Below are 23747 nucleotides of genomic sequence, written 5' to 3'. Positions count from 1 at the left end.
ATTCAGGAGTAAAACTGGCGAATGTGTATAGGTTTCAATTTTGATTCTGTACCTCATTGATCTGCAATCTGCTGTAATTTTGAATTGAATTGTTGTCGCCAAACAAGCCCAAACAAGCCCAAACAAGCCCAAACAAGCATTTATATCCAACCCCGTAAGCTATAAATAAAACTGCCAATATATTCTTTTAAAGCACTGGTAAATTGATTCAAGTTATTAGAATCTGGTAATAAATTCAGTATAGCGGCTTTGGGAGTGCTGGTGATTTCTTGGAGTTCGCCTTGGCTAACTAAAAAGTCGGTTGGTGCAGGGATGACATCAATACCTTGACGTTGAAATATTTTGAGCGATCGCGGCATATGCATGGCAGAAGTTACTAATAATACCTGTTTAATTCCCCTATATTCCAGAATTTTACGGACATTGACAGCATTTTCATAGGTATTGAGAGATAATGGTTCTTGAATTATTACTTCGGCTGGGATACCAATAGACGTGAGGATAGCTGCCATATCTGCTGACTCTGGGGAACCACTACCACGCCAATCAATGCGACCGCCACTTAAGATGATTATAGGCGCTTTTTTTTGCCGATAGAGTTGAGCCGCATAAATAACGCGATCGCCTGGTTCACTTAAATCCACAGTCGGACGTGGCCAAATTGCTGATTTAGTTGCACCACCTAAGACCACAATAGCTTCTGCGTTGGGGATTAGGTCCGCAGGGATATTTTGCCATTCTAGCGATCGCACCAAAGACTTAGCCACCCAACCATTACTGCACACGAGTAATAAAATTAAAGATAGACTAATAGCGATCGCCGCAATTCGTGGACGTTTCCACAACGTTACCAAAGCCACTATCAAGCTGACACTAGCTAATCCCAAAGGGTAAAAAAACAGAGGCAATAATTTAGAAAGATATAGGAACATAATTTATAATTCTTAATTGCCTCTTTCACCCAATAACTAATCACCAATTTTACTTTTGCCAAAACCGAAAATTGAAACTTCCAGGAGCGCGACGATAACGGCGGATAGGTTTTCTCTTTTGCTGTTTAGTACTCCTCTCATTGGTTTCTTCAATTTCTTCTTCAAAAAATTCATCTGTCGGCTCAATTCTAGCGTCTTCCTTACTTCTCCACCAAGCAATAATCCAGCCTCCACCGACAGCAGAAAATCCCCCAAATAAAATACTTAACGGTGCAGAATAACCCAAAAACACAAAGCAGAACATGAAAAATAACCAGTATTTCAGTGCAGCATCGATGCCATCATTAGAAGCTACATTTGGGATCGGGGGGTTATTTTCATTGACTATGGTGAACCACCCTAAAGCAAAACCACCCATAATACCCACAAAGAGACTCAGGATGAGTGAGGCTCCTGTGAAGCTGGCGATAATGGTTAAAATGAACCCAAAGACTAGTTGAGAAAAGAAGTTTGGCGAAGAAGACAAAATATCGCCTAAGAGATTATTTTTGGGAGCCATATACCAATTGTGGATTTTGGGTTTTAGATTTTGAATTGGGAAAATTATTACAGCAGAATTCAGGAGACGCTTCGCAGACCTCCGGTTCAGGAGTCAGGAGTCAGGAGTAAAAAAGGCTTGGTGTCTAGGTTTCAATTTAGATTCTGTACCGTATGGCTACGCCACGCAAGCTATCGGCTGACGCTCACGGCGAAGCCTCATTGATCTGCAATCTGCTGTAAATAAGGTAACTTATCCCAATTTGGTTTAAAAAACTATTCAGAAATTAATGTTTGTAATTGTGCCTCTAGTGGTTGAGTTGTATCCAAAATTTTAATATATGCTTGCTCTTTTTCTGTAAAAGGTTCAGCTTGGTTAAGTTGAGAACCCAACAAATCAGCTGTAGCATCAGCAATATCACCAGTACGCTTAACAAGACGCTCTTGGAGTACTTCCAGGGGTGCTTTACATTGGATAATCTGTAGAGGTAATTGATGTTGTTGTGCTTGAGCTATCGCATCTTGGCGTAAATGCTGACGATCATACTTGGCATCTAAAATCACAGTCCAGCCTTGATTAGCCAGTGTAATTCCCAATGTCAACAACCGTTCATAAGTCTTCTGTGTCATCTCAGGTGTATAGATTTCATCACCACCACGTTCTAGCAGCTGAATTCCCGCCAAATGTTTCCGCACCGCATCAGAACGCAAGTGAACTGCTCCCAATTTCCGTGCCAAATATCTAGCTGTGGTACTTTTACCAGAACCTGACAAACCCGACATCAAAATCAGTTGTCCTTGTTTGGGTTTAGTATATTCCCAAGCTTGGCGATAATATGCAGATGCTGTGTTTGCAGCTTCATCCTTCACAGTCGCAGGTACACTGGGATCATCTAATAAAAACGAAGTCACCTTAGCCCTGACATAAGCTTGACGACTTAAATACAAAGGTAACACCTGCAAACCTTCCCAATCTCCAGTTTGCTCTACATAAGCATTTAAGAAGGCATTTCCCAAGTCTTTACGGCCTCGTGCTTCAATATCCATCACCGTAAACGCCACATCATACATAACATCAACAAAGCGGAACGGCTCATTAAACTCAATGCAGTCGAACAACAGTATTTTGTCATTCCACAGAGCAATATTTCTGAGGTGTAAATCTCCGTGACATTCACGAATGTAGTTATTGGCAATTCTACTGGTAAATAATTCTGGATATTGAGCAAAAAAGTTATCTGTATATTTTTTTGTTTGCTCAAACTGTTCTTGTGTCTGAGGTCTACCAATATACTTTTCAGTTTGTCCGTAATTCTCATCAATCGCTAACCGCACTTTTGGCACTTCTCCAAAGCTGCGAATATAATCATTACTCTCTGCCTTAGCGTGATATTCAGCTACCACTCGTCCCAAATTTTCTAAGTTACTGTCATTTAACTTACCCTCGGCAAAAAGTTCGCTAAATAGAGACTCTTGAGGAAACTGGCGCATTTTTACTGTATATTCTACAGTTTCTCCTGTTCCATCTAAATGATATTGTTCTCCTGCTAAAGTTATGGGTAAAACTTCCAGGTACAATTCACCTGGTCCCCGCTGATTTAAACGGAACTCTTCCTGACAAAAATGCTGGCGTTTTTCTCTAGTAGAGAAGTCTAAAAAACCAAAATTTACAGGTTTTTTGAGTTTATAAACATAATCGCCCGTTAGCAATACATAAGAAACATGAGTTTGAATTAGTTGAATTGGTTCTGTCACCGCATGGGGATAAAATCCTGGCTGTAACATTTGCTCAATTAATGCGGGAAGAGTTGTTTGTGTCATAGTTTTTAGGATTTTTAACCGCAGATATAGACACCCATCGGGTGGCTTCTCGTATCGCCAAAAGCTCGGCTATGGCTAACGCGCACCGTCTCGTTCGCGCAGCGTCTCCGACAGGAGAAGAGAAGAGTACTCAGCTAAACGCACATAGTTATATCATGTCCGCCTAATCACTTATCAAAAAAAATCTCCGCGTCACCGCGTCTCCCTGTCTCCGCGTCCTCTTCGGTCAGTCTAAATGATAAGTATTTAACCGGACATAATATTATCCGCTGTGGCCATACTTGGCTCAGATATTAACGCGCTTAACAAAAAAAACCAGGATTAAACCCCTGGTTTTATCAGTAATTATTACAAACTTCAAGTGATAGGAAATAAAAAATTTACACTTGTTTTAGTTTTTAGCAGCAAAAAAACTTAGGTGGTAGGTTGTACCTTTAGCGGGGTGAATCTGAACTTCACGAAGCACGGTTTTACCACTCCACTCCAGTTCAGGAATATCAAGTTGAATTTCTGTCTTATTAGGAATAGCTTGTTTGAGCAGGCGTTCAACGACTTTAGCATTAACTACTAGAGAAATTGATTCAGCACCTTTGTGACCGTACAAATTTGCAGGTATTAACCCTGAACGGCGCAAAGCGTTGGGCTTGCTGCCTTCTGGGCGCTTTTGAGATTCGACTGTAATGGCCATAGTAATTGTGAGTTGTGAGTTGTGAGTTGACCGATGACTAGCGCTATGCACTCAGTAGAGAGACGGGTGTACCATCTGGTTGTAACAGACCGCGTTTTGGTCCGTGGATGGGGTCTTCTACAATGATGGTTTGATCTCGACTTGCTCCCAAGGAGACGATCGCAATCGGGACTTCCATTAATTCGGCTAAGAATTTCAGATAGTCCAGTGCTTGCTGTGGTAAATCTTCCAGCTGACGACAGTGACTTGTTGACACTTGCCATCCTGGTAAGGTTTTGTAGATGGGACGACAACGGGCGAATTGACGGGCGTTAGTGGGGAAGTGTTCGCAACGTTCACCATCAATCTCATAAGCTACACAAACATTGATTTCCTCTAGTTCATCGAGAACATCAAGTTTAGTAATTGCTATACAATCCATACCGTTAATGCGGACTGCATAGCGACCAATGACAGCATCAAACCAACCACAGCGACGTTTACGCCCTGTTGTTGTGCCAAATTCTGCACCGCGATCGCACAACAATTCCCCAATTTTGCCATCTAGTTCCGTTGGGAAGGGACCTTCTCCTACTCTTGTAGTGTAGGCTTTCGATACCCCAATCACCCGATCTATCATTGTCGGGCCTAGTCCACTGCCAACGCAAGCCCCCCCAGCTACTGGGTTTGAGGATGTGACGTAGGGATAAGTTCCGTGATCTAGGTCGAGCAATGTACCTTGTGCGCCTTCAAACAAAATATTCCGTCGTCGTAAAACTGCATCGTAGATTTTTAACGATGTATCGACGACGAAAGGACGCAAGCGTTCTGCATATCCCAAATATTCCTCAATCACTGCTTGCGGATCTAGGGGGGGGAGATTATACAGCTTTTCTAAAATGACGTTTTTATAATTAATCGTCCACTCTAACTGGTCACGTAATTCATCTGGGTTCATCAAATCCAAAACCCTGATACCTATCCGCTCAGATTTGTCAGCGTAGGTGGGGCCAATCCCTCTACCAGTCGTGCCGATTTTATGAGTTCCTCGTCGTTCTTCCGATGCCTGGTCAATCAACCTATGGTAAGGCATGGTAACGTGAGCCGTCTGAGATATGAGCAGATTAGCAGTGGAAATATTGAGTTTTTCTAGTTGTTCGAGTTCTTTTATCAAAACCTGTGGATCTATGACTGTCCCACAGCCGATAATACACTCAGTATCTGGATACAAAATACCAGAGGGAATTAAGTGCAGCTTAAATGTCTGACCTTGGACTACGATTGTGTGTCCAGCGTTAACTCCCCCTTGGTAACGTACCACCACATCTGCGGAGCGGCTGAGTAAGTCAGTTATTTTACCTTTTCCTTCATCGCCCCACTGGGCACCTATGACAATGACGTTAGCCAAGAGATTATATTAAAGGGTAAAGTTTCCACAAATTACAATTATTAACAGATTCTTGATCTTTTGTCAAGAAAGCAAAATCTATTTCCTATTCCCTGTTCCCTATTGTTTATGAAAAAAATCCGCATTTTTGATCCCCTCGGTGTTGACTACCAAAATCCCCGCTGGTGGTTTGATGTATTAATTATTGCTCTGAGCTACTATATTGTCTCTTGGCTGGTATTGAAAAAAATGCCTGTTCCTGCTTTTGGTACTCCTGTTTGGCCAGCTACAGGTTTTGCTATTGGCTTTTTGTTGCTGTGGGGGCGATCGCGTTGGTTCGGTGTTCTTTTAGGAGCAATGTTAGCTAATTCTATTGGCATCAAAACTACAATTTTAGCTTGTATTGGCGGTATTGGTACTACTATTGGCTCACTAATTTCTGTAACCCTAATACTGCGATTAACTCGAACTAATTATCCTCTCAATCAAGTTATAAATGTAGTCATTTTCTCTCTTTGTAGTTTGTTTACTGGCACTATTTTTCAAGCTTTACTAGGCGCAATTACAGTTTGTTTAGGTGGTTATGAACCTTGGCATAAATATTTAGAAATTTCCTTGGGTTGGTGGGTTGGTGATTCTATAGGAATTTTATTATTTGCTCCACTTATCTTAAATTTAGCTAAAAAGATACCTGATGTAGAAGTTAAATCTTGGCGAAACTGGGAAATATTAGTAACAATAAGTACTTTATGTATAGTTAGCTATTTTACTTTTATTAAACCACAACCCTTAGAATATTTACTATTACCGCCTTTGTTGTGGTCTGCTTTTCGCTTTGGTAACAAAATTACTACTATATTAGTAGTAATTATTTCTACATTAGCTTCTGTTGCCACTGGTTATCGCTTAGGAGTGTTTTATGACGCGGCTTTAAAGAATCATTCAATTTTGTTATTACAATTGTTTATGGGTGTCATATCTGTGACTACTATGGTCATGTTAGCTATTGTCACAGAAAACCATCAATATAGGTTAAATCTGAAAACAGCCAATGCCGAGCTAGAACAACGAGTTTTTGAACGTACTAGAGATTTACAAGAAAGTGAAGCTAAAGCACAGGAACTAGCGACCAAAGCCGAAGCTGCCAATCAGGCCAAAAGCGCGTTTATTGCCAATATGAGTCATGAATTGCGATCGCCCCTAAATGCAGTTATTGGGTTTTCGCAATTGATGTTACGGGCTAATAATCTCCCCCCTGACCAGTATGAAAATGCCGGGATAATTTATCGTAGCGGTGACTACTTACTCACTCTCATTAATCATATTCTTGATTTATCGAAAATCGAAGCTGGTAAAACAACTCTAAATATACATGACTTTAACTTCTATCGTTTGCTAGATGATTTAGAAGATATGTTGCATTTGCGGGCTAGTGATGCCGGCTTAGAATTGATATTCGAGCGTAGTCAAAATGTCCCCAATTATATTTGCACCGATGAAGTAAAACTCCGGCAAGTTTTAATTAATTTACTGAGTAATGCGATCAAATTTACTCCCACTGGATCAATTGTTCTGAGTGTAGAAAAAGGGGATGAAGGAACAGAGGATGTTTTTAGCCTCAATTTCCGTCTTCGAGATACTGGTGTGGGTATTGCACCTGCGGAACTGCCAAAGTTATTTGATGCTTTTACTCAAGCACAAGCTGGAAGAGAAATGCAGGAAGGAACCGGTTTAGGTTTAGCAATTAGTCGGAAATTTGTGGTGTTAATGGGAGGAGATATTAGCGTTGAAAGTGAATTAGGAAAAGGAACAACTTTCCAATTTTATATTCAGGCGAAATTGGGTCAAGAAACAATTAGCAATAGTACAGAAGGGCGGCAGCGTGTGTTGGCACTTGCTCCTGGCCAGCCTACTTACAAAATTCTTACAGTGGATGATAAGCCTATTAATCGACAGCTTTTATTTAAACTTCTCAGTCCTTTGGGATTTGAGATGAAAGAAGCCAGTAACGGACAAGAAGCGATCGCAATTTGGGATCAGTGGGAACCCCATCTAATTTGGATGGATATGAGGATGCCTGTTATGGATGGTTACGAAGCCACCAAGCATATCAAATCTACTACCAAAGGCAATGCTACGGCAGTAATTGCCCTCACAGCCAGTGTTTTGGAAGAAGAGAAAGCGATCGTGCTTTCTGCCGGTTGTGATGACTTTTTGCGTAAACCTTTTGCAGAACATACAATTTTTGACGCACTTGCTAAACATCTGGGTGTAAAGTATATATTTGCTGACAATAATTCTGAAACTTTGCAGGTGATAGAAGAAAATACTTTAACATTTGATAGTCTCAGATGTATGGATCAAGCTTGGATTAATCAATTATATGAAGCTGCTTTAGAAGCGAATACAAATCTTGTTATGGAATTAGTTAAAGAAATTCCGAAAACAGAAACTTTTTTAATTCAATCTTTAACAAAACTGACTCGACAATTTGAATTTGAAACATTAGTTGATTTGGCTGAATCTTTGATAAGCAATGATTGAAAAATATCAACTACAGCAGGAGTCAGGAGACGCTGCGCTATCGGTTCAGGAGTAAAACTGGCGAATGTGTCTAGGTTTCAATTTTGATTCTGTACCTCATTGATCTGCAATCTGCTGTAATTAGGTTGGCGTTAAAAATTGTCCTTAGAGGCAAGAGACACTCATGCAAAAATGAAAAAGTTTTGGGCGATTTTAGAGGATGTTTTAAAATTGGTGCTGATGTATTAAAAACGTTATATTGTGCCAAGCTACTTAGAATAAAATATCACGAATAATTGTAGCTTGCTTCACGTATCGCCAAAAGCGAGGCTATGGCTAAGGCCAACGCGCAGCGTCTCAAAGAGAAAGGTACGCAGATGGACGCAGATAAACACAGATAAAGATGGATTAATCAAGGGATTTGAGGATTATGTGCAGCCTCACATAAAATTGGTATTAGATCCTCCTAAATCCTCCTTAAAAAGGAGGACTTTGATGACCGTTCCCCCCTTGTTAAGGCTAGGGGGGATCTCGATACAACCGTAGACTTGTTCATTCATTCTCTTACTTTTCTTTACACAATTTGAAATGAGAATGCCTGTCATGGACGATTACGAAGCCACTAAGTACATCAAATCCACAACTAAAGGCAATGCTACAGTCGTAATTGCCCTCACAGCTAGTGTTTTGGAAGAAGAGAAAGCGATCGCTCTTACGGAACGCCGAAGGCATCGTTCTCTGAGCAGGTTGTGATCACTTGACGCGTAAACCCTTTGCAGAACATACAATTTTTGACGCTTTAACTAAACATCTGGGTGTTAGCTATATCTTTACCCAAACAAGATCACTTATATTAGATAATTCAGCAGAAAGCGCTTTTATATCCCAAAATTTGACCTGTATGTCTGAAGAATGGATTACTCAGCTATACGAAGTTGCTCTTGAGGCCAATACTAACCTAGTCTTGCAACTAGTAGGAGAAATTCCCGAAACAGAAAATCGCCTAGCATAAGCCTTGGCGAAACTTGCGCGTCAATTTGAATTTGAGCAGCTTGTTGACTTAGCCGAACCCCTAATAACTAATGAATCTTGATTCTCAACCGCAAAACAAAGGTAACATTCTCCTAGTAGATGATATTCCAGAGAATTTACAATTACTAAGCGATTTACTGGTTAAACTCGGCTACACTGTTCGCAGCGTCACCAGTGGGCGAATGGCTCTGAAAACGGTGAAGGTGAAGCGACCAGATGTCATCCTGTTAGATATCAAAATGCCAGAAATGGATGGCTATCAAGTCTGCCAAGCTCTTAAAGCTGATGAGAATTTACGCAATATTCCCGTTATTTTTATTAGTGCTTTAGATGATGTTTTCGATAAAGTAACCGCCTTTAAGTCAGGTGGTATAGACTACATCACAAAACCTTTTCAAATCGAAGAAGTAGTAGCGCGTCTGGAAAATCAGTTAACCATTCAACGTCAACAACGCCTTTTAGAACAAGAAGTTGCTAACCGTAGGCAAACAGAAGAGGTGCTTTATCAGTCCAGAGCTTTCCTATCTAGCGTTTTGAATAGTTCACTAGATGGTATTGCCGCTATGCAAGCTGTCCGTGACCCCGCAACAGGGGATATTGAGGATTTTCGTTGCTTAGTTGTCAACCCGGTAATCGCTAGAGCCTTTGGCCGTAGCCGTGAGGAGATGATCGGTAAGTTGGTGCTAAAAAAATTCGTGAACCGTCTTGACCCAGGACTCTTTGATCGCTTTGTTGATGTTGTCGAGATGGGTGAACCTCTAGAACAGGATTTTTACTACCCATCAGGACAGTCTTATTGGTTCCACTTTGTGGCGGTAAAGTTAGCTGATGGTTTTGCTATTACCATACGTGATATCACTGCACGGAAACAAACTGAACTGGCTTTGCAAGAAGCAAATCACCAACTTGAATTACTGGCAAATTTGGATGCTTTAACTCAGGTAGCTAATCGTCGCTGTTTCAATAATCGTCTCAAAGAGGAATGGCATAAACTAGCACAAGAACAAGCACCACTTTCCCTAATTTTACTGGATCTTGATGCCTTTAAACTTTATAACGACTACTACGGTCATCTAGCTGGGGATGATTGTTTATTCAAAATCTCCCAAGCATTGTATCAATTTATTCGTCGTCAAGATATAAATCGTCCTACTGACCTGGTGGCGCGTTATGGTGGGGAAGAATTCACTGTACTGCTCCCGAATACGGATTTAGAAGGAGCGATTAAAGTAGCAACTAGAATTCAACAAGCAATTCATGATCTAGCGATTCCTCATGAACGGTCTAATATCAAAGATATTGTCACAGTCAGTCTGGGAATTGCTTCTGTTGTACCAACTTTGGAAGTTAAACCAGATACAATAATTGCTAATGCAGATCAAGCTTTGTACGACGCTAAACAACGAGGGCGCGATCGCTATTGTACATACTTCTTCCCCTCTGTACAGCGATAATAGCATGATGGGCAGAAGAGAAATAATTCGTAATTTGTAATTTGTAATTTGTAAACCCCCTGAATTAGTTAACCAATGACCAATACTAATAATCCTTCTTCAGAGATAGATTTTTTTTATTACCGTTTTTGTTAAGATTAATGAAATTTTTCTAAAAAAAGACCACTATGGCTTTATACGCAGAATTGCATCGGCATCTAGGTGGTTCAGTTGTACCTCGTGTATTATGGCGATATTTCCAGCGTCATTCCACCGAGTTAATTTCTCGCTTTACTGAATATTCAGAATTTGAAGATTTTTATACCCGTCCCCGTAACACCCTAGATGAATATCTAGAATTACACACTTTAGTTGAAAGTGTACAAACGCTGGAAACTTTACCTTACTTCATCTACCGCTTACTTCGCGGTGCTTATATATTTGAAAATTTGGCTTATCTGGAATTGCGTTACACTCCCTATTTGCGGACTCCTGAACATCTGAGTCAAGCTGAAAGAATTGACAAAATGACGGAAATTGTGAATACTGTCGGCAAATCCAGCCATATACCAGAATATCCGATTATTACTAGCCAAATTCTCTGTATGCACTCACGATTACCTTATGAAGTAAATAAGGCAATTGTTGATTTAGCAGCCCAAAATAAAGATTATGTCTGTGCGATAGATGTAGCGGGGGGCGATAGTTACTATGCTGAACGCATGGCAGAATGGATTAGTTTATATAATTATGCCCAAACTCTAGGCGTAAAAACTACAGGACATCTTTATGAAACTACCGCAGGTTGCTATCCAGAACTTTTACCCTATTTAATGCGAATTGGTCACGGTATCCAAATTCCGCTACTTTACCCAGAATTACTAAAAGATGTAGCTAAACGGGGACAGTGTTTGGAAGTTTGTCCCACAACTTACCTGAAAACAGGAACCTTACAGGATATCCGTCAACTCAAATTAGTTTTTGACCGTTGTTTTGAAGTCGGGGTTGATATTGCGATATGTACGGATAACGCTGGTTTGCACAATATGCGACTACCGTTTGAGTATGAAAATCTTTTGACTTACGACATTATCAATTTTGCACAGTTACAAGCTTGTCAAGATGCTGCTTTCCGTCATGCGTTTGCTTGGCCTTATACTCAACCTCCGGCATCTTTATTAAATGATTTGTTAAAACCTGAACCAGATCAAGTTTTGGCAATGCAAGACTAAAGAAAAAATATTACAGATGTTGATTATCCCTTACTTGAACGTGGGGGATTTTTATTTGAGCATATTAACGGTTTTTGCCTGTTTTACCCGTTACAAGTCACATTGTAGTCAATGTTCTTATTTATATATCTGAATCCTGATTAATTCGTAAAAGTAAAATTGTCTATTTCTTGCCTCAAAAGCAGGAAGTTAACATTAAGAAAGACATAATTCATGAGCTAAACGAATATATCAATATAACGACTAAATGAAAATAAAATTTTTGGACATTAAAGCTATATTTTTGTCTAATTATAACTATATTTTCGGCAATTATAAATTTATTATTTAGCTCATTTCTAATAAAAATAGATAATATATTGGTGTGAAAGGTTTCCGTTAAAAAGATAACTTTAGAAAATACATCTTTTGACATTAGGGCTAAATATGAATTTTCTTTCTTTATGCCTGGGGTTGCCTTTTCTAAAGACAGCTAAATATAAAGAGAATTATCATGTTATTAGATAATAATTCCCTAAGGTCAAAGAATAAACTGCTTGCAGCTTTGCCTACTTCTAATTTTGAGCGTCTTGCTCCACATTTAGAACTTGTATCGCTCTCATCCGGGCAAAGTATTTACGAGGCAGAAGAACCAATCAAATACATCTATTTTCCTGATACAGCTGTTATTTCCCTACTCTGCACAATGGACAACGGCTCATCAGTAGAAGTTGGTTTAGTGAGTCAAGAAGGTATGGTAGGTATACCCGTAATTTTGGGAGATGACATCACAAATATAAATATAATTGTCCAAGTTCCGGGCAATGGGTTGCGAATTGATGCAGATATAATTAAAACCGAATTTGATCGGGGAGGAGCGATTCAAGACCTGCTATTACGCTATGTAAAAACTGTCTACATTGAAGTTGCACAATGCGCTGCTTGTAACCGACTACATACATTAGAAGAGCGACTTTCTCGGTGGTTATTGACAGTTTCTGACCGTCTAAATTCAAATGAATTTCCTCTAACTCAAGAATTTATTTCTCAAATGTTGGGTGTACGTCGGTCTGGTGTTACAGTTGCAGCGAATACCCTCAGTAAAGCAGGCATGATTAATTACCATCGAGGTAATATTAAGATTATCAATCGAGAAGCCTTAGAGGAGAGTTCCTGTGAGTGTTATCAAGTAATCAGAAATCAATATGCACGCTTACTAGACAATTCACCTCAACATAATTGCGATTGAATCTTTTGGGCTTCTATGTACGAAACCGGACAGACAGCCAACATTGATTGTGCATAGCATAAAAGAGGATATGCTTTTTGATTCCTTTATTTTTACAAATCAAACTGTTAAAAATAAAAGCAGGTAAGATTCATGTATAGCCAATCTATCCATCTTGATAACTTAAAATTACTGATTGTCGATGATGATAGTGATACCAGAGAAATACTGACTTTATTATTTGAATTGGAGGGTGCAGAGATTATATCTGCTGGTTCTGCACATGAGGCTATAGAAATAATATCTAATTTTAAACCTGACATCTTAATCAGCGACATCTCTCTACCGGATGAAGATGGCTATTGGTTGCTACGAAAAGTCAAAAATTTAGAGGCATTGAAGGGAAGATGGGTTCCGGCTATTGCTATGACAGGATGGGCTTCAGCGGCAGATCAAGAATATTCATTAAAAGCCGGTTTTCAGAAGCACCTATGCAAGCCTATTAATTTAGATGAGTTACTTTTTGCTGTTGCGAGTCTGGTTAACTTGAACCAGTATGTTATGGCAAAGTGCTGAGTCTTGTAAAATATAAATCCAATAGCATAATTCGTAATTCGTAATTATTAACCTACTGATAAATCTCAGGGCTGAAAATAAAGATAATAAGCCTTTTTGCTTTTCCATAACGAAAGTTAGAGGCTTATACCTGTAATTACGAATTACGAATTATATTGATATCTCTAGGTTAAGTTGCGACTTATATCAATTCACTGAATTAAAGCTACAAATGAATCTCCCCGTCACCGCGTCTGTCCATTTGTATCCATGTTCAAGTGAAACGGTATTACACCCCTTCTGTCGCGCCACCAATTGTTTTCCAGGCGGTAAGGCCACCTTGAATTTCAGAAACATCAGTGAAGCCAGCACCGCGCAAGATTTGGGCTGCATGGGCTGCATGGGCATCATGTTCGCCATAAACGTAGATTTGGCGTTCTTTGTGTAGAGCAAATTTAGCACGGGATTCCAAGTCATCTAAGGGAATTGAGATAGCCCCAGTGATATGGCCGTGATTGTAAGTGTAGCGATCGCGCACATCAACAATTGTAAAAGCAGGTTGACCCCATTCAAGAAGGGACTTCAGATCTGCAACATCAGCGACTAAACTACTACTCATAAGTTTTTTCCGCTTATCACCTCATCTGCAATTTATCAAAGATCCTCTTAAAATCAGGTTTTCTTTACAATTAATCAAAAATTCTGTTGAGATGTTAAATAGATATTAAATAAAACTACACATTTGTCAGAAGCCAGTAGTCGGAATATTGTAGGCTAATGTTCTGCACGTTCGCTCAATTTTTAATTTTTGATTTATAATTCCGGCTATGGCATCTATTATTCAAGCTTTACCAACAGAAGTTGTATATTTAATTACGGCTGGAGAAGTAATTGACTCTTTATCTGCTGTAGTGCGGGAATTGGTAGAAAATTCCCTAGATGCTGGTGCAACGCGCATTGTGGTTTCTCTATGGCCACAAAATTGGCGAGTCCGCGTAGCGGATAATGGTCGTGGAATGAATCTTGATGACTTGCAACAAGCCGCCGCAGCCCATAGCACCAGTAAAATTCGTTCTAGTGCGGATTTATGGAAAATTACCAGTTTAGGGTTTCGTGGTGAGGCGTTACACAGCTTAACAACCTTGGCAGATTTAGAAATTTTCAGTCGTCCCGTAGGTGGAAATGAAGGATACCAGGTTGTTTATAACGAAAGTGGAGAAGTAGTCAAACTAGAAATAGCCCCAATAGCCCCTGGAACAGTCGTCACCGTCTCTAATTTGTTCGCTAACTGCCCCGCCCGTCGTCAAGGTTTACCCACCCCTGCACAGCAAATGAAGGCAGTACAAGGGATAATTCAACAAATTGCCCTTTGTCATCCTCAAGTCACTTACCAAGTTTGGCAAAATGACCGAGAATTGTTCACTATCTGTCCGGCTGCGACTGTAGAACAATTAATCCCGCAAATTCTGCCCCAAGTGCGACAAAGTGATTTGCATTTTTGTCAGTTAGAATTACCAAACTTGGAAAAATCAGTCATAAATTTAGTCATAGGTTTACCAGATAGGTGTCATCGTCATCGTCCTGATTGGGTAAAGGTAGCGATTAATGGCAGGATGATTAAATCACCGGAATTAGAGCAAACGATTTTATCAGCATTTCACAAAACATTACCGCGCGATCGCTATCCCATTTGTTTTTTACATCTGGCCATTTCTCCTGACCAAATCAATTGGAATCGCAACCCTGCCAAAACTGAAATTTATCTCAACGAAATAACTTTTTGGCAAGAACAAATTACCCAAGCTATTAACCAAGCACTGCGGATTTCCGAAGTGAATATTAAAGAATCTGTGCAGACAACAAGAGTCAGTAAATTACTCAAAGTTGCAGAAGCAAAAGGTGGTTATAATTTTCAACCTCAAAATCGAAATCAAGATCATACTCAGAACTATTTAAAAGCTGTTGCCCAAGTAAGTAATACCTATATTGTTGCTGAACATTCAGGAGGAATGTGGTTAGTAGAACAGCACATTGCCCATGAGCGAGTTTTGTACGAGCAACTATGTGATAATTGGCAACTTGTAGCTGTAGAAACACCAATTATTCTTTATCAATTATCACCAGCGCAAGTTTCCCAACTGCAAAATATCAATTTAGATATTGAACCATTTGGTGAAAAACTTTGGGCAGTTCGCAATATTCCCGCAATGTTACAACAACGTGAAGACTGTGCCGAAGCACTTTTAGAACTGAGTTGGGGAGGAGATTTACAAACAGCCCAAGTTGCTGTTGCTTGTCGCAGTGCAGTTCGTAATGGTACACCAATGAATTTACCAGAAATGCAGAAACTATTAGATGATTGGCAACGCACACGCAACCCCCGCACCTGTCCACATGGTAGACCGATTTATTTATCTTTGGAAGAATCGTCTTTAGCTCGGTTTTTCCGTCGTAATTGGGTAATTGGCAAAAGTCATGGAATTTGATACAGCAGAATTCAGGAGACGCTTCGCAGACCTCCGGTTCAGGAGTAAAACTGGCTTGCTGTCTAGGTTTCAATTTTGATTCTGTACCTCATTGATCTGCAATCTGCTATATTAACGTAAGTTGCTAGTATCTCAGATACTCTAATCCTTCGGGGTTTGCTGAGAATGCTATTTTTAATACAGCTTTTTTCAGTATTCAAATGAATAAATAAGGAATACTTATTAAGATTACAAAATATGTCTTTTCTATGGTTTGTTGTTAATAACATAACTTTCGCAATACTAATATTACCTAGACAAAAAAACAAGCTTTAATGAGTATAAATGTGCAAAGCATTACTACACAATATTTCCAACGTTTTCAATCAGATCTTGTTAACTTATTTGTGATGAACTGGCTTATTGATAAATCTGCTCACACGAGTTTGAGCAAAACTAGATATTTGCGTTAGATATGTCAGGAAATCATGATTTCATTGTCAATAACTCGGAACAGATTGATCATCTCTTAATTACTACCTAATTCAATTTTGATAATTCGGAGGTAATCAAAAAAAAATGACTCTACTATACAAACAAGGCAAGCAATTAGTTGAACAATCATAAATCGGTTCTCAACTAACGTAATGCTCCAGGTGTATTTAGGAGAAAAATTGATGTTATACTCCGAAAAAATCAAAAATCAAGAATTATTGACCGAACTTAGTGTTGAAGCATCTGCTAACATTAAAGGTGGTCAAGAGGCTCAAAATGGCCAAACCAGTGAAAACGGTGAAACTAGTCAAACTACGTTTAATCAAACCAAATATCTCCAAGCATTAGGTCTTGCTTATCTCGCTCCTCCAGGAACTAATGAAATAACCGATAAAGAAGCGTTGTTCGCTCAATACCAAGGCTGGAAAAAATAGCCAGAGTGTATTTAGTTAATCATCTGAAAGTATGGCTTCTCGCATGAATATTCAACTTCTAATAATGCATTTAGATTTTCATCTAATTCAGTTAACATAAGTACCAACATAGTAAAGCTGATTTCTGATTGCAGGAATCAGCTTTATTCTCCTGGAAAAGCGCAACTGGTTATAATTACTTTTGATTTTGAAAAGTACAAGCAATTGCTAATTCCGCATTTTTAACCAAAGTCTCTTTGTCAAGTTGATAAACTGGATATTGAGGAGTTACGTCCAATAAATTCGCAATTCTATCCCTTGCCACTTCTACAACTGCTGCATCTAAACTACCATTATTCAAACTAGCAGAAAAATCTTCCGCTATTTTATATGTCCGTTCCAAAGATGAAGAATTGATATTTCGAGAAACTATAAATAAATCACAACCAGCATGAAAAGCCCGCGCCACCGTTCCTGATTGCATAAACATCTCAGAAACTGCTTTCATATCTAAATCATCAGAAACTATCACACCTTGAAAACCTAATTCTTCTCTCAAAAGATCATTTAAAATAATTTTAGATAAAGTTGCTGGGACATCAGGATCGATTTGAGGAAACAAAATATGCGCTGTCATAATTAATGGAACTTGTTCCTTAATCAATGTTTGAAAAGGTATCAATTCCCGATTTCGCAAATCTTCTAAACTTAAATTCAATGTTGGTAACTCAACATGAGAATCTGTGCTAGTGTCTCCATGTCCGGGAAAATGTTTAGCACAACCGAGAATTCCTCCTGCCCCTAGTCCTTGAAAATATTCACGCGCACCTTGACTAGCAGTTTCGGGAGTAGTCCCAAAAGCGCGAGATCCAATAATCGGGTTTTGGGGATTGGAGAAAATATCAGCCACAGGAGACCAAGAAAGATTTATACTGAGAGATTTTAATTCTAATGCTGTGGCTTTTGCGACTTCGCGGGCTTGTGCTTTTAGCAAATAAGCATGAGGAAAACGGGTAATGGGTAAAGGTGTCCGAACAACACGACCACCTTCATGGTCTAATGTAGTGAACATGAAGTCACGTTCAGCATATTGGTGAATTTGGTCAATTAGCTGCTTAAAGCTTTCTAACCAAACCGGATAAGGTACACCATCAAGAAAATTTTTGGCGAAAAATATGACTCCAACTGGTTTGAACTCGTTTAGCGCCCGTTTATCATCATCGCTGAGGGTTGTACCAGAAATACCGAGAATCAGGTGATTACCAAAACTTTGGAGATGCTCAGATGTGTGCATAATTGGCTTACCAAAAGAAAATTTAATACTCTTTACTTTATCTTTAGACATCTCCAACTTCCCTGCCTTTTCAGGAAGTGATGCCAAATGTAACGGATTGCAACATATAATGAGAACGAGAAAACAATTAAGAAATATTGAAAAGCAGTAGGTTTAAATGCGAGTAGTGATTGCTGGTGCTGGTTTAGCAGGACTATCCTGCGCGAAATATCTCATAGATGCAGGTCACACTCCCATTGTCTTAGAACGTCGGGATGTATTGGGTGGTCTTGTGGCGGCGTGGAAAGACGCTGACGGCGACTGGTACGAAACCGGGTTACACGCCTTCTTTGGGGCATACCCCAATATGCTGCAACTGCTCAAGGAGTTGGGGATTGAAGACCGACTTCAATGGAAAGAGCATACACTGATTTTTAATCAACCAGATAAACCCGGAACACTCTCACGTTTTGATGTTCCCGATATTCCTTCTCCGTTTAACATCATTGCCTCGATTCTTCGCAACAACGATATGTTGACTTGGGAGCAGAAGATTCGTTTCGCCATAGGGTTGCTTCCAGCCATCGTTCGCGGTCAAAAGTATGTTGAGGAGATGGACAAATACAACTTCTCAGATTGGTTAAAAAGACAAGGTGTTGGTGAGCGGGTAGCCAGTGACGTGTTTATCGCTGCTTCCAAGGCGCTAACCTTTATCAACCCCGATGAAGTTTCCTCCACAATTTTATTAACCGCCCTCAATCGTTTTTTACAAGAACGATACGGCTCCAAAATCGCCTTTTTGGATGGTTCTCCCACAGAACGACTCTGCCAGCCTATCGTTGATTACATCACCGAACGTGGTGGACAAGTCAGACTAAATGCGCCCCTAAAAGAGATTTTGCTCAACCCGGATGGTACAGTAAAAGGGTTCTTGCTGCGCGGGTTAAATGGGGAGCCAGATGAAGAAGTGACAGCAGACTTTTACGTATCAGCCATGTCGGTTGACCCATTAAAAGTCATGTTGCCAGAACCTTGGAAGCAGATGGCATTTTTCCAAAAGCTGGAAGGTTTAGAAGGTGTACCAGTAATTAACCTCCATCTATGGTTTGATCGGAAGTTAACAAATATTGATCACCTACTTTTTTCGCGATCGCCCCTCCTCAGCGTTTATGCTGATATGAGCAACACCTGTCGTGAATATGCTAACTCCTCTCGCTCAATGCTGGAATTAGTTCTAGCTCCCGCCAAAGATTGGATTAGTAAATCTGACGAGGAAATTCTCTCGGCTACTATGGCCGAGTTGGAAAAACTCTTTCCTGACCACTTTCAAGGAGACAAAAGAGCAAAACTGCTGAAATCTCACGTTGTCAAAACGCCGCGTTCAGTTTACAAAGCGACCCCTGGTCGTCAACAGTACCGTCCAACCCAAACAACTCCTATAGCCAACTTCTTTTTGAGCGGGAGTTACACCATGCAACGCTATCTAGGCAGTATGGAGGGAGCAGTACTTTCTGGTAAGCTAACAGCACAGGCGATCTCCGATAGCTGGTGTGGCGACAAAGAAGCCATAGCGCCATCGGTAGCAAACTCTTCTAACCTGCAAACGCTAACTCGACCGCCCGCAACGAATGCTGCAACTGCCTGATTCCCCCCCGCGCATGAAAACGCTGGTCTCTGTAGACGATTCCTACAAACTTTGTCAGGAACTCACAGCCAAGTATGCCAAAACTTTTTACCTGGGTACATTGCTGATGAGTCCGGCAAAGCGTCAATCTGTTTGGGCAATATACGCTTGGTGTCGCCGAACAGATGAATTAGTAGATGGCCCCGCATCTGCTATAACCACGCCAGAAACCCTAGACCTATGGGAAAAGCAGCTGGACTCGATTTTTGCGGGCTGCCCATTGGACAATTATGACGTAGCTTTAGTGGATACTCTCCAACGCTTTGCCATAGACATTCAACCCTTTCGGGATATGATTGCTGGTCAGCGCATGGATTTATATCGCAGTCGTTATGAAACATTTGAGGATTTATACCTCTATTGCTACCGGGTTGCTGGTACTGTGGGCTTAATGTCAACGGCAATTATGGGTATAGATACCAGCATCTATACAGCTTCCTGGCATCGAAACCAACAACCTTATATTCCCACAGCAGAAGCGATCGCTCTAGGAATTGCCAATCAACTCACTAACATCCTCCGCGATGTGGGTGAGGACGCAAAACGGGGGCGAATCTACATTCCCCTAGAAGACTTGGCCAAATTCAACTACACCGAACAAGACTTTTTTAAAGGTGTAGTAGATGACCGTTGGCGTTCTCTAATGCAGTTTGAGATTGACCGCGCTCGCCAATTCTATATTCAGGCAGACAAAGGAGTTAGCTACCTAGCACCCGATGCCCGTTGGCCAGTTTGGACTGCATCAATGCTGTATGGGCAGATTTTAGATGTGATTGAGCGCAATGATTATGAAGTGTTCAGTCAGCGTGCTTACGTCCCCCAATGGCAAAAATTTCGCACTTTGCCAGTGGCTTGGATGCGATCGCAAGTGTTATAAGGTCGTTTGTCAGTGGTCACTAGTGATTAGTAACTGACCACTGAACAAATGACAAAATAACTATTGACTTGCCCAAAAATCTCTGATAACATTGTTGTCTATGACCGGGAGAGGTGGCTGAGTGGTCGAAAGCGGCAGATTGCTAATCTGTTGATGGAATCGTAAGGTCCATCCGAGGGTTCGAATCCCTCCTTCTCCGTTTTTTAGCCGAGTAAAAATTAATATTTTCCTAGGCACTTATACTTCTGGAGATGGATGCTATTATTTAGGCTTTGGAGTCTGGATAGAATTGATCTGGATTTTCAATCTAGTTTTATCCTACTTTCAGGCTCCTGAACATCCCAGGATTGAGAGTTATCCATGTCCAGAATTAGTGTTTCCCTAGCTTTAACTGTATTTACCATAGCCAGCGGCTTATTCATGGCCGCTTGTGAGAATACCACCACAACTAGCTCAACACCCACAGGAACTACCGCCACCCCAGCAGCTAACTCAACGACCACAACCGATAATCCTAAGGGGTTAAAAATTGGTAGTTTGTTACCAACAACCGGTGACTTAGCCTCTATTGGTCAGCAAATGGTTGGTTCCGTTCCCTTACTTGTCGATACCGTCAACGCTTGCGGTGGTGTCAACGGAGAAAAAGTCACTTTAGTAGAAGTAGACGACCAAACCGACCCCAAAGCCGGTGCAGCTGGTATGACCAAATTAGCAACTGTAGATAAAGTAGCCGGTGTAGTTGGTTCCTTTGCTAGTAGCGTTTCTACGGCTGCTGTTTCCGTTGCCACTCCTAATAAAGTTATGATCGTTTCCCCTGGTAGCACCAGTCCCGTCTTCACCGACAAAGCCCAAAAAGGTGACTTTAAAGGTTTTTGGGCGCGCACTGCTCCCCCTGATACCTACCAAGCACTAGCTTTAGCCCAACTTGCTAAGAAAAAAGGATTTAAAAGAGTTTCCACAGTCGTAATTAACAACGACTATGGCGTAGGTTTTGAAAAAGCATTTGTAAAAACCTTTGAAGAATTAGGTGGAACAGTAGTTAATAAAGATAAACCTGTCCGCTACGACCCCAAAGCCCAAACCTTTGATACTGAAGCAGGTGCTACCTTTGCTGGTAAACCCGACGCAGTACTGGCTGTGATGTATGCTGAAACAGGCAGTTTATTCCTCAAAGCAGCCTATCAGCAAGGTTTAGCAAAAGGAGTACAAATTATGCTCACAGATGGGGTAAAGTCAGATAGTTTTCCTGAGCAAGTTGGTAAAAGTGCTGACGGAAAATATCTACTATCGGGCGCTATTGGTACAGTCCCAGGTTCTGATGGTAAAGCATTAGCAAGTTTCAAAACACTTTGGCAAGAGAAAAAAGGCGGTTCCCCAGGAGAATACGCACCTCAAGCTTGGGATGCTGCTGCTTTGTTAACATTGGCAGCACAAGCGGCTAAAGAAAATACAGGCGTTGGTATTGCGGGAAAAATCCGTGAAGTAGCTGGTGGGACTGGCACAGAAGTAACTGATGTCTGTGAGGGACTGAAGTTACTAAAAGAGGGTAAAAAGATTAACTACCAAGGAGCCAGTGGTAATGTAGATGTTGATGCCAATGGCGATGTCCTTGGTGTCTACGATGTTTGGACTGTGGGAGACGACGGCAAAATCAAAGTGATTGATAAAGTTAGTCCCAAGTAGAGATAGAGGGGCAGGGAGATGGGGAGATGGGGAGATGGGGAGATGGGGAGATGGGGAGATGGGGAGATGGGGAGAAATAAAATTATCTACTGTCCCCTGTACCCTGTACCCTGTTCCCCGTTCCCTTTTAATTAAAACCCGCCAAAGTTGTAACCGACTCCTAACAAGAGACCGACATCGGTTTGATTAAAAAATCCTGCATTGACGGAAGCTGTGGCAGTAAAGCGATTATTTAGAGGTACATCGATACCACCAGTTACTAATACAGCCGTTTCTGAGTTATCACCGGTTTGAATGGCTGCACCGACTCCCACATAAGGTGCGATGGGTAGGCGTTCTGTAAATGGATCTCCTACTTGCTGAAAGGAGAAATCATAAGTGATGGGAATGAGAAATAGGGTATTATCTCCTAGTATCACTGACGGTCTTATTGATAAAGACCTTGTGAAACCTATTTTGCTAATCACTGCGAAGTTACCATCGCCCAAGGCTGTACTTCCACCACTTAAACCAATATTGGCACCTACTCCAACATAGCTGCTACCGCCACGGGTTGATCTTCCTACATCAATATCCGATTGTGCTATTTGATTTGGCTGTGCTACTTGAGCAGCAGATGGTTGGGAAGTAGACTCTGAAACTACATCTGTCAGCATCATGGATGAGGTGGCGACTGTACCTGGAACGGGTATGATTGTCCGACTAGGAGTTTTTTCTGTAGCAGCGTTGGGAAACTGGGGTACTTCGGCAAAGTTGGTGGCTGTGGATTCAGCTTCCACTTCCCTGTCTGGCATGATATTGGCAGCAAGCTCAGTTGCTCCTGTTTCAAAAACAGGTATTATGTCTGTAGAGGTGTTGGTGAGCGCTGGTACTTTGGCCAAAGTGGCTGCTGTGGGTTCTGCATTCACTTGGTTGTCAGGCATAACCGGATCAATAGGCTGTGGTGTCTGAGCATTTGCGGATAGGCTGCTACCTAAAACTGCAAGGGCGGCTAGACTTGGTAAACACAAAAGATTTTTACGCAAAAACATCATATTCACATTCACTCCTACAAGAACCTACAATAATTATGGCAAAAAGGGATTCTGTTGGTTTAATTCAACAAATTTGAGCAATACTCAACATTTAACATCAAAAAATCGATTTTTACATCTTTAATTTGACATATGCACTTGGGATTTTACAGCTACCTATTGAATGGTAAGTACTCCGATAGAATTAATTACACACATGGTTTTCTTGTTAATAATTAAGAGTTAATACCTGTGGCCACACCTCCTGCTAAGGCACGCAACATAAATCCAGTCAGTAGGTCAGTACAATAAAACCAAACTATGTAAAGAAATAGGAACTAGGCTAAAACCCTCTTTCCCTCTGCCTGATCCCAACGACAAATATTTACACCGGACTACTTAGTTTCTTGACACTGGTAAGCTGTTGTGCAGCTAAATCGAATAAACAGCATTACCTTTATTTTTGACTTTGCGTTCCCATTTAATAATAAGACCTCCTTCGTTTAGTAATTTAATTA

19 protein-coding genes and 1 tRNA gene are annotated in these 23747 nt (G+C 40.7%); 12 read left to right on the top strand and 8 right to left on the bottom strand.

Features of this window, described 5'->3' with window-relative positions:
• Window positions 1-140 precede the first annotated feature (140 nt).
• The 5 genes from H6G59_RS14805 to H6G59_RS14785 all read right to left on the bottom strand — a co-directional run bounded on the left by H6G59_RS14805 (window position 141) and on the right by H6G59_RS14785 (window position 5365).
• Window positions 141-932 carry a YdcF family protein gene (locus H6G59_RS14805; protein WP_190715669.1) on the bottom strand — a complete coding sequence of 264 codons (792 nt, stop codon included), beginning with the start codon at window positions 930-932 and terminating at the stop codon, window positions 141-143.
• A gap of 49 nt (window positions 933-981) precedes the next feature.
• Entirely contained in the window at window positions 982-1491 is a 510-nt protein-coding gene (locus H6G59_RS14800; protein WP_190715667.1) for a hypothetical protein, read from the bottom strand.
• A gap of 254 nt (window positions 1492-1745) precedes the next feature.
• Window positions 1746-3290: a bifunctional aminoglycoside phosphotransferase/ATP-binding protein gene (locus H6G59_RS14795; protein ID WP_190715665.1), complete on the bottom strand. Its 1545-nt coding sequence runs from the start codon at window positions 3288-3290 to the stop codon at window positions 1746-1748.
• A gap of 391 nt (window positions 3291-3681) precedes the next feature.
• A complete protein-coding gene (rplY, locus tag H6G59_RS14790; protein ID WP_071191432.1) occupies window positions 3682-3978 on the bottom strand; it encodes a 50S ribosomal protein L25 in 297 nt (98 codons plus the stop codon).
• Between the two features lie 43 nt (window positions 3979-4021).
• Complete coding sequence (locus H6G59_RS14785) at window positions 4022-5365, bottom strand: adenylosuccinate synthase (RefSeq protein ID WP_190715663.1); 1344 nt, start codon at window positions 5363-5365, stop codon at window positions 4022-4024.
• Between the two features lie 108 nt (window positions 5366-5473).
• Between H6G59_RS14785 and H6G59_RS14780 the strand changes: the two genes are divergently transcribed.
• The 6 genes from H6G59_RS14780 (at window position 5474) to H6G59_RS14755 (ending at window position 13347) form a co-directional block, all read left to right on the top strand.
• Window positions 5474-7888, top strand: coding sequence for an MASE1 domain-containing protein (locus H6G59_RS14780; protein WP_190715661.1), 2415 nt, complete (start codon window positions 5474-5476; stop codon window positions 7886-7888).
• 582 nt (window positions 7889-8470) lie between these two features.
• Window positions 8471-8620 (top strand): response regulator, encoded by a 150-nt coding sequence (locus tag H6G59_RS27085; protein WP_199332044.1) that lies wholly within the window; start codon window positions 8471-8473, stop codon window positions 8618-8620.
• 329 nt (window positions 8621-8949) lie between these two features.
• On the top strand, window positions 8950-10353 hold the full coding sequence (locus H6G59_RS14770; RefSeq protein ID WP_190715658.1) for a diguanylate cyclase domain-containing protein: 1404 nt from the start codon (window positions 8950-8952) through the stop codon (window positions 10351-10353).
• Window positions 10354-10520: 167 nt separating this feature from the next.
• Entirely contained in the window at window positions 10521-11564 is a 1044-nt protein-coding gene (locus H6G59_RS14765; RefSeq protein WP_190715652.1) for an adenosine deaminase, read from the top strand.
• Window positions 11565-12057: 493 nt separating this feature from the next.
• Entirely contained in the window at window positions 12058-12792 is a 735-nt protein-coding gene (locus H6G59_RS14760) for a Crp/Fnr family transcriptional regulator (RefSeq protein WP_190715649.1), read from the top strand.
• Between the two features lie 132 nt (window positions 12793-12924).
• The gene (locus H6G59_RS14755) at window positions 12925-13347 is read left to right on the top strand and encodes a response regulator (RefSeq protein ID WP_190715647.1); all 423 of its coding nucleotides are present in this window, start codon (window positions 12925-12927) and stop codon (window positions 13345-13347) included.
• A gap of 268 nt (window positions 13348-13615) precedes the next feature.
• Here H6G59_RS14755 and H6G59_RS14750 read toward each other — a convergent pair whose 3' ends face one another.
• A complete protein-coding gene (locus H6G59_RS14750) occupies window positions 13616-13945 on the bottom strand; it encodes a rhodanese-like domain-containing protein (RefSeq protein ID WP_190715646.1) in 330 nt (109 codons plus the stop codon).
• Between the two features lie 208 nt (window positions 13946-14153).
• Here H6G59_RS14750 and mutL point away from each other — a divergent pair, with 208 nt between their 5' ends.
• Both mutL and H6G59_RS14740 read left to right on the top strand, forming a co-directional pair.
• Complete coding sequence (gene mutL, locus H6G59_RS14745; protein WP_190715644.1) at window positions 14154-15812, top strand: DNA mismatch repair endonuclease MutL; 1659 nt, start codon at window positions 14154-14156, stop codon at window positions 15810-15812.
• A gap of 656 nt (window positions 15813-16468) precedes the next feature.
• Complete coding sequence (locus H6G59_RS14740; protein WP_190715642.1) at window positions 16469-16720, top strand: hypothetical protein; 252 nt, start codon at window positions 16469-16471, stop codon at window positions 16718-16720.
• Between the two features lie 175 nt (window positions 16721-16895).
• Here the strand turns inward: H6G59_RS14740 and nagZ are convergent, their stop codons facing one another.
• Window positions 16896-17993 (bottom strand): beta-N-acetylhexosaminidase, encoded by a 1098-nt coding sequence (gene nagZ / locus H6G59_RS14735; RefSeq protein WP_190715900.1) that lies wholly within the window; start codon window positions 17991-17993, stop codon window positions 16896-16898.
• Window positions 17994-18150: 157 nt separating this feature from the next.
• Between nagZ and pds the strand changes: the two genes are divergently transcribed.
• The 4 genes from pds to H6G59_RS14715 all read left to right on the top strand — a co-directional run bounded on the left by pds (window position 18151) and on the right by H6G59_RS14715 (window position 22216).
• A complete protein-coding gene (pds, locus tag H6G59_RS14730) occupies window positions 18151-19617 on the top strand; it encodes a 15-cis-phytoene desaturase (protein ID WP_190715640.1) in 1467 nt (488 codons plus the stop codon).
• Entirely contained in the window at window positions 19601-20533 is a 933-nt protein-coding gene (gene crtB / locus H6G59_RS14725) for a 15-cis-phytoene synthase CrtB (RefSeq protein WP_190715637.1), read from the top strand. The genes pds and crtB overlap by 17 nt, the downstream gene beginning before the upstream one ends.
• Window positions 20534-20640: 107 nt before the next feature.
• A tRNA-Ser gene (locus H6G59_RS14720) sits at window positions 20641-20732 on the top strand.
• 161 nt (window positions 20733-20893) lie between these two features.
• Complete coding sequence (locus H6G59_RS14715) at window positions 20894-22216, top strand: ABC transporter substrate-binding protein (protein ID WP_190715635.1); 1323 nt, start codon at window positions 20894-20896, stop codon at window positions 22214-22216.
• Between the two features lie 131 nt (window positions 22217-22347).
• Here H6G59_RS14715 and H6G59_RS14710 read toward each other — a convergent pair whose 3' ends face one another.
• On the bottom strand, window positions 22348-23247 hold the full coding sequence (locus tag H6G59_RS14710) for a hypothetical protein (protein ID WP_190715898.1): 900 nt from the start codon (window positions 23245-23247) through the stop codon (window positions 22348-22350).
• Between the last annotated feature and the right edge of the window lie 500 nt (window positions 23248-23747).

Source organism: Anabaena lutea FACHB-196, assembly GCF_014698305.1.
Lineage (GTDB): Bacteria > Cyanobacteriota > Cyanobacteriia > Cyanobacteriales > Nostocaceae > Anabaena > Anabaena lutea.
This window is presented reverse-complemented; position numbering and strand designations above follow the sequence as displayed.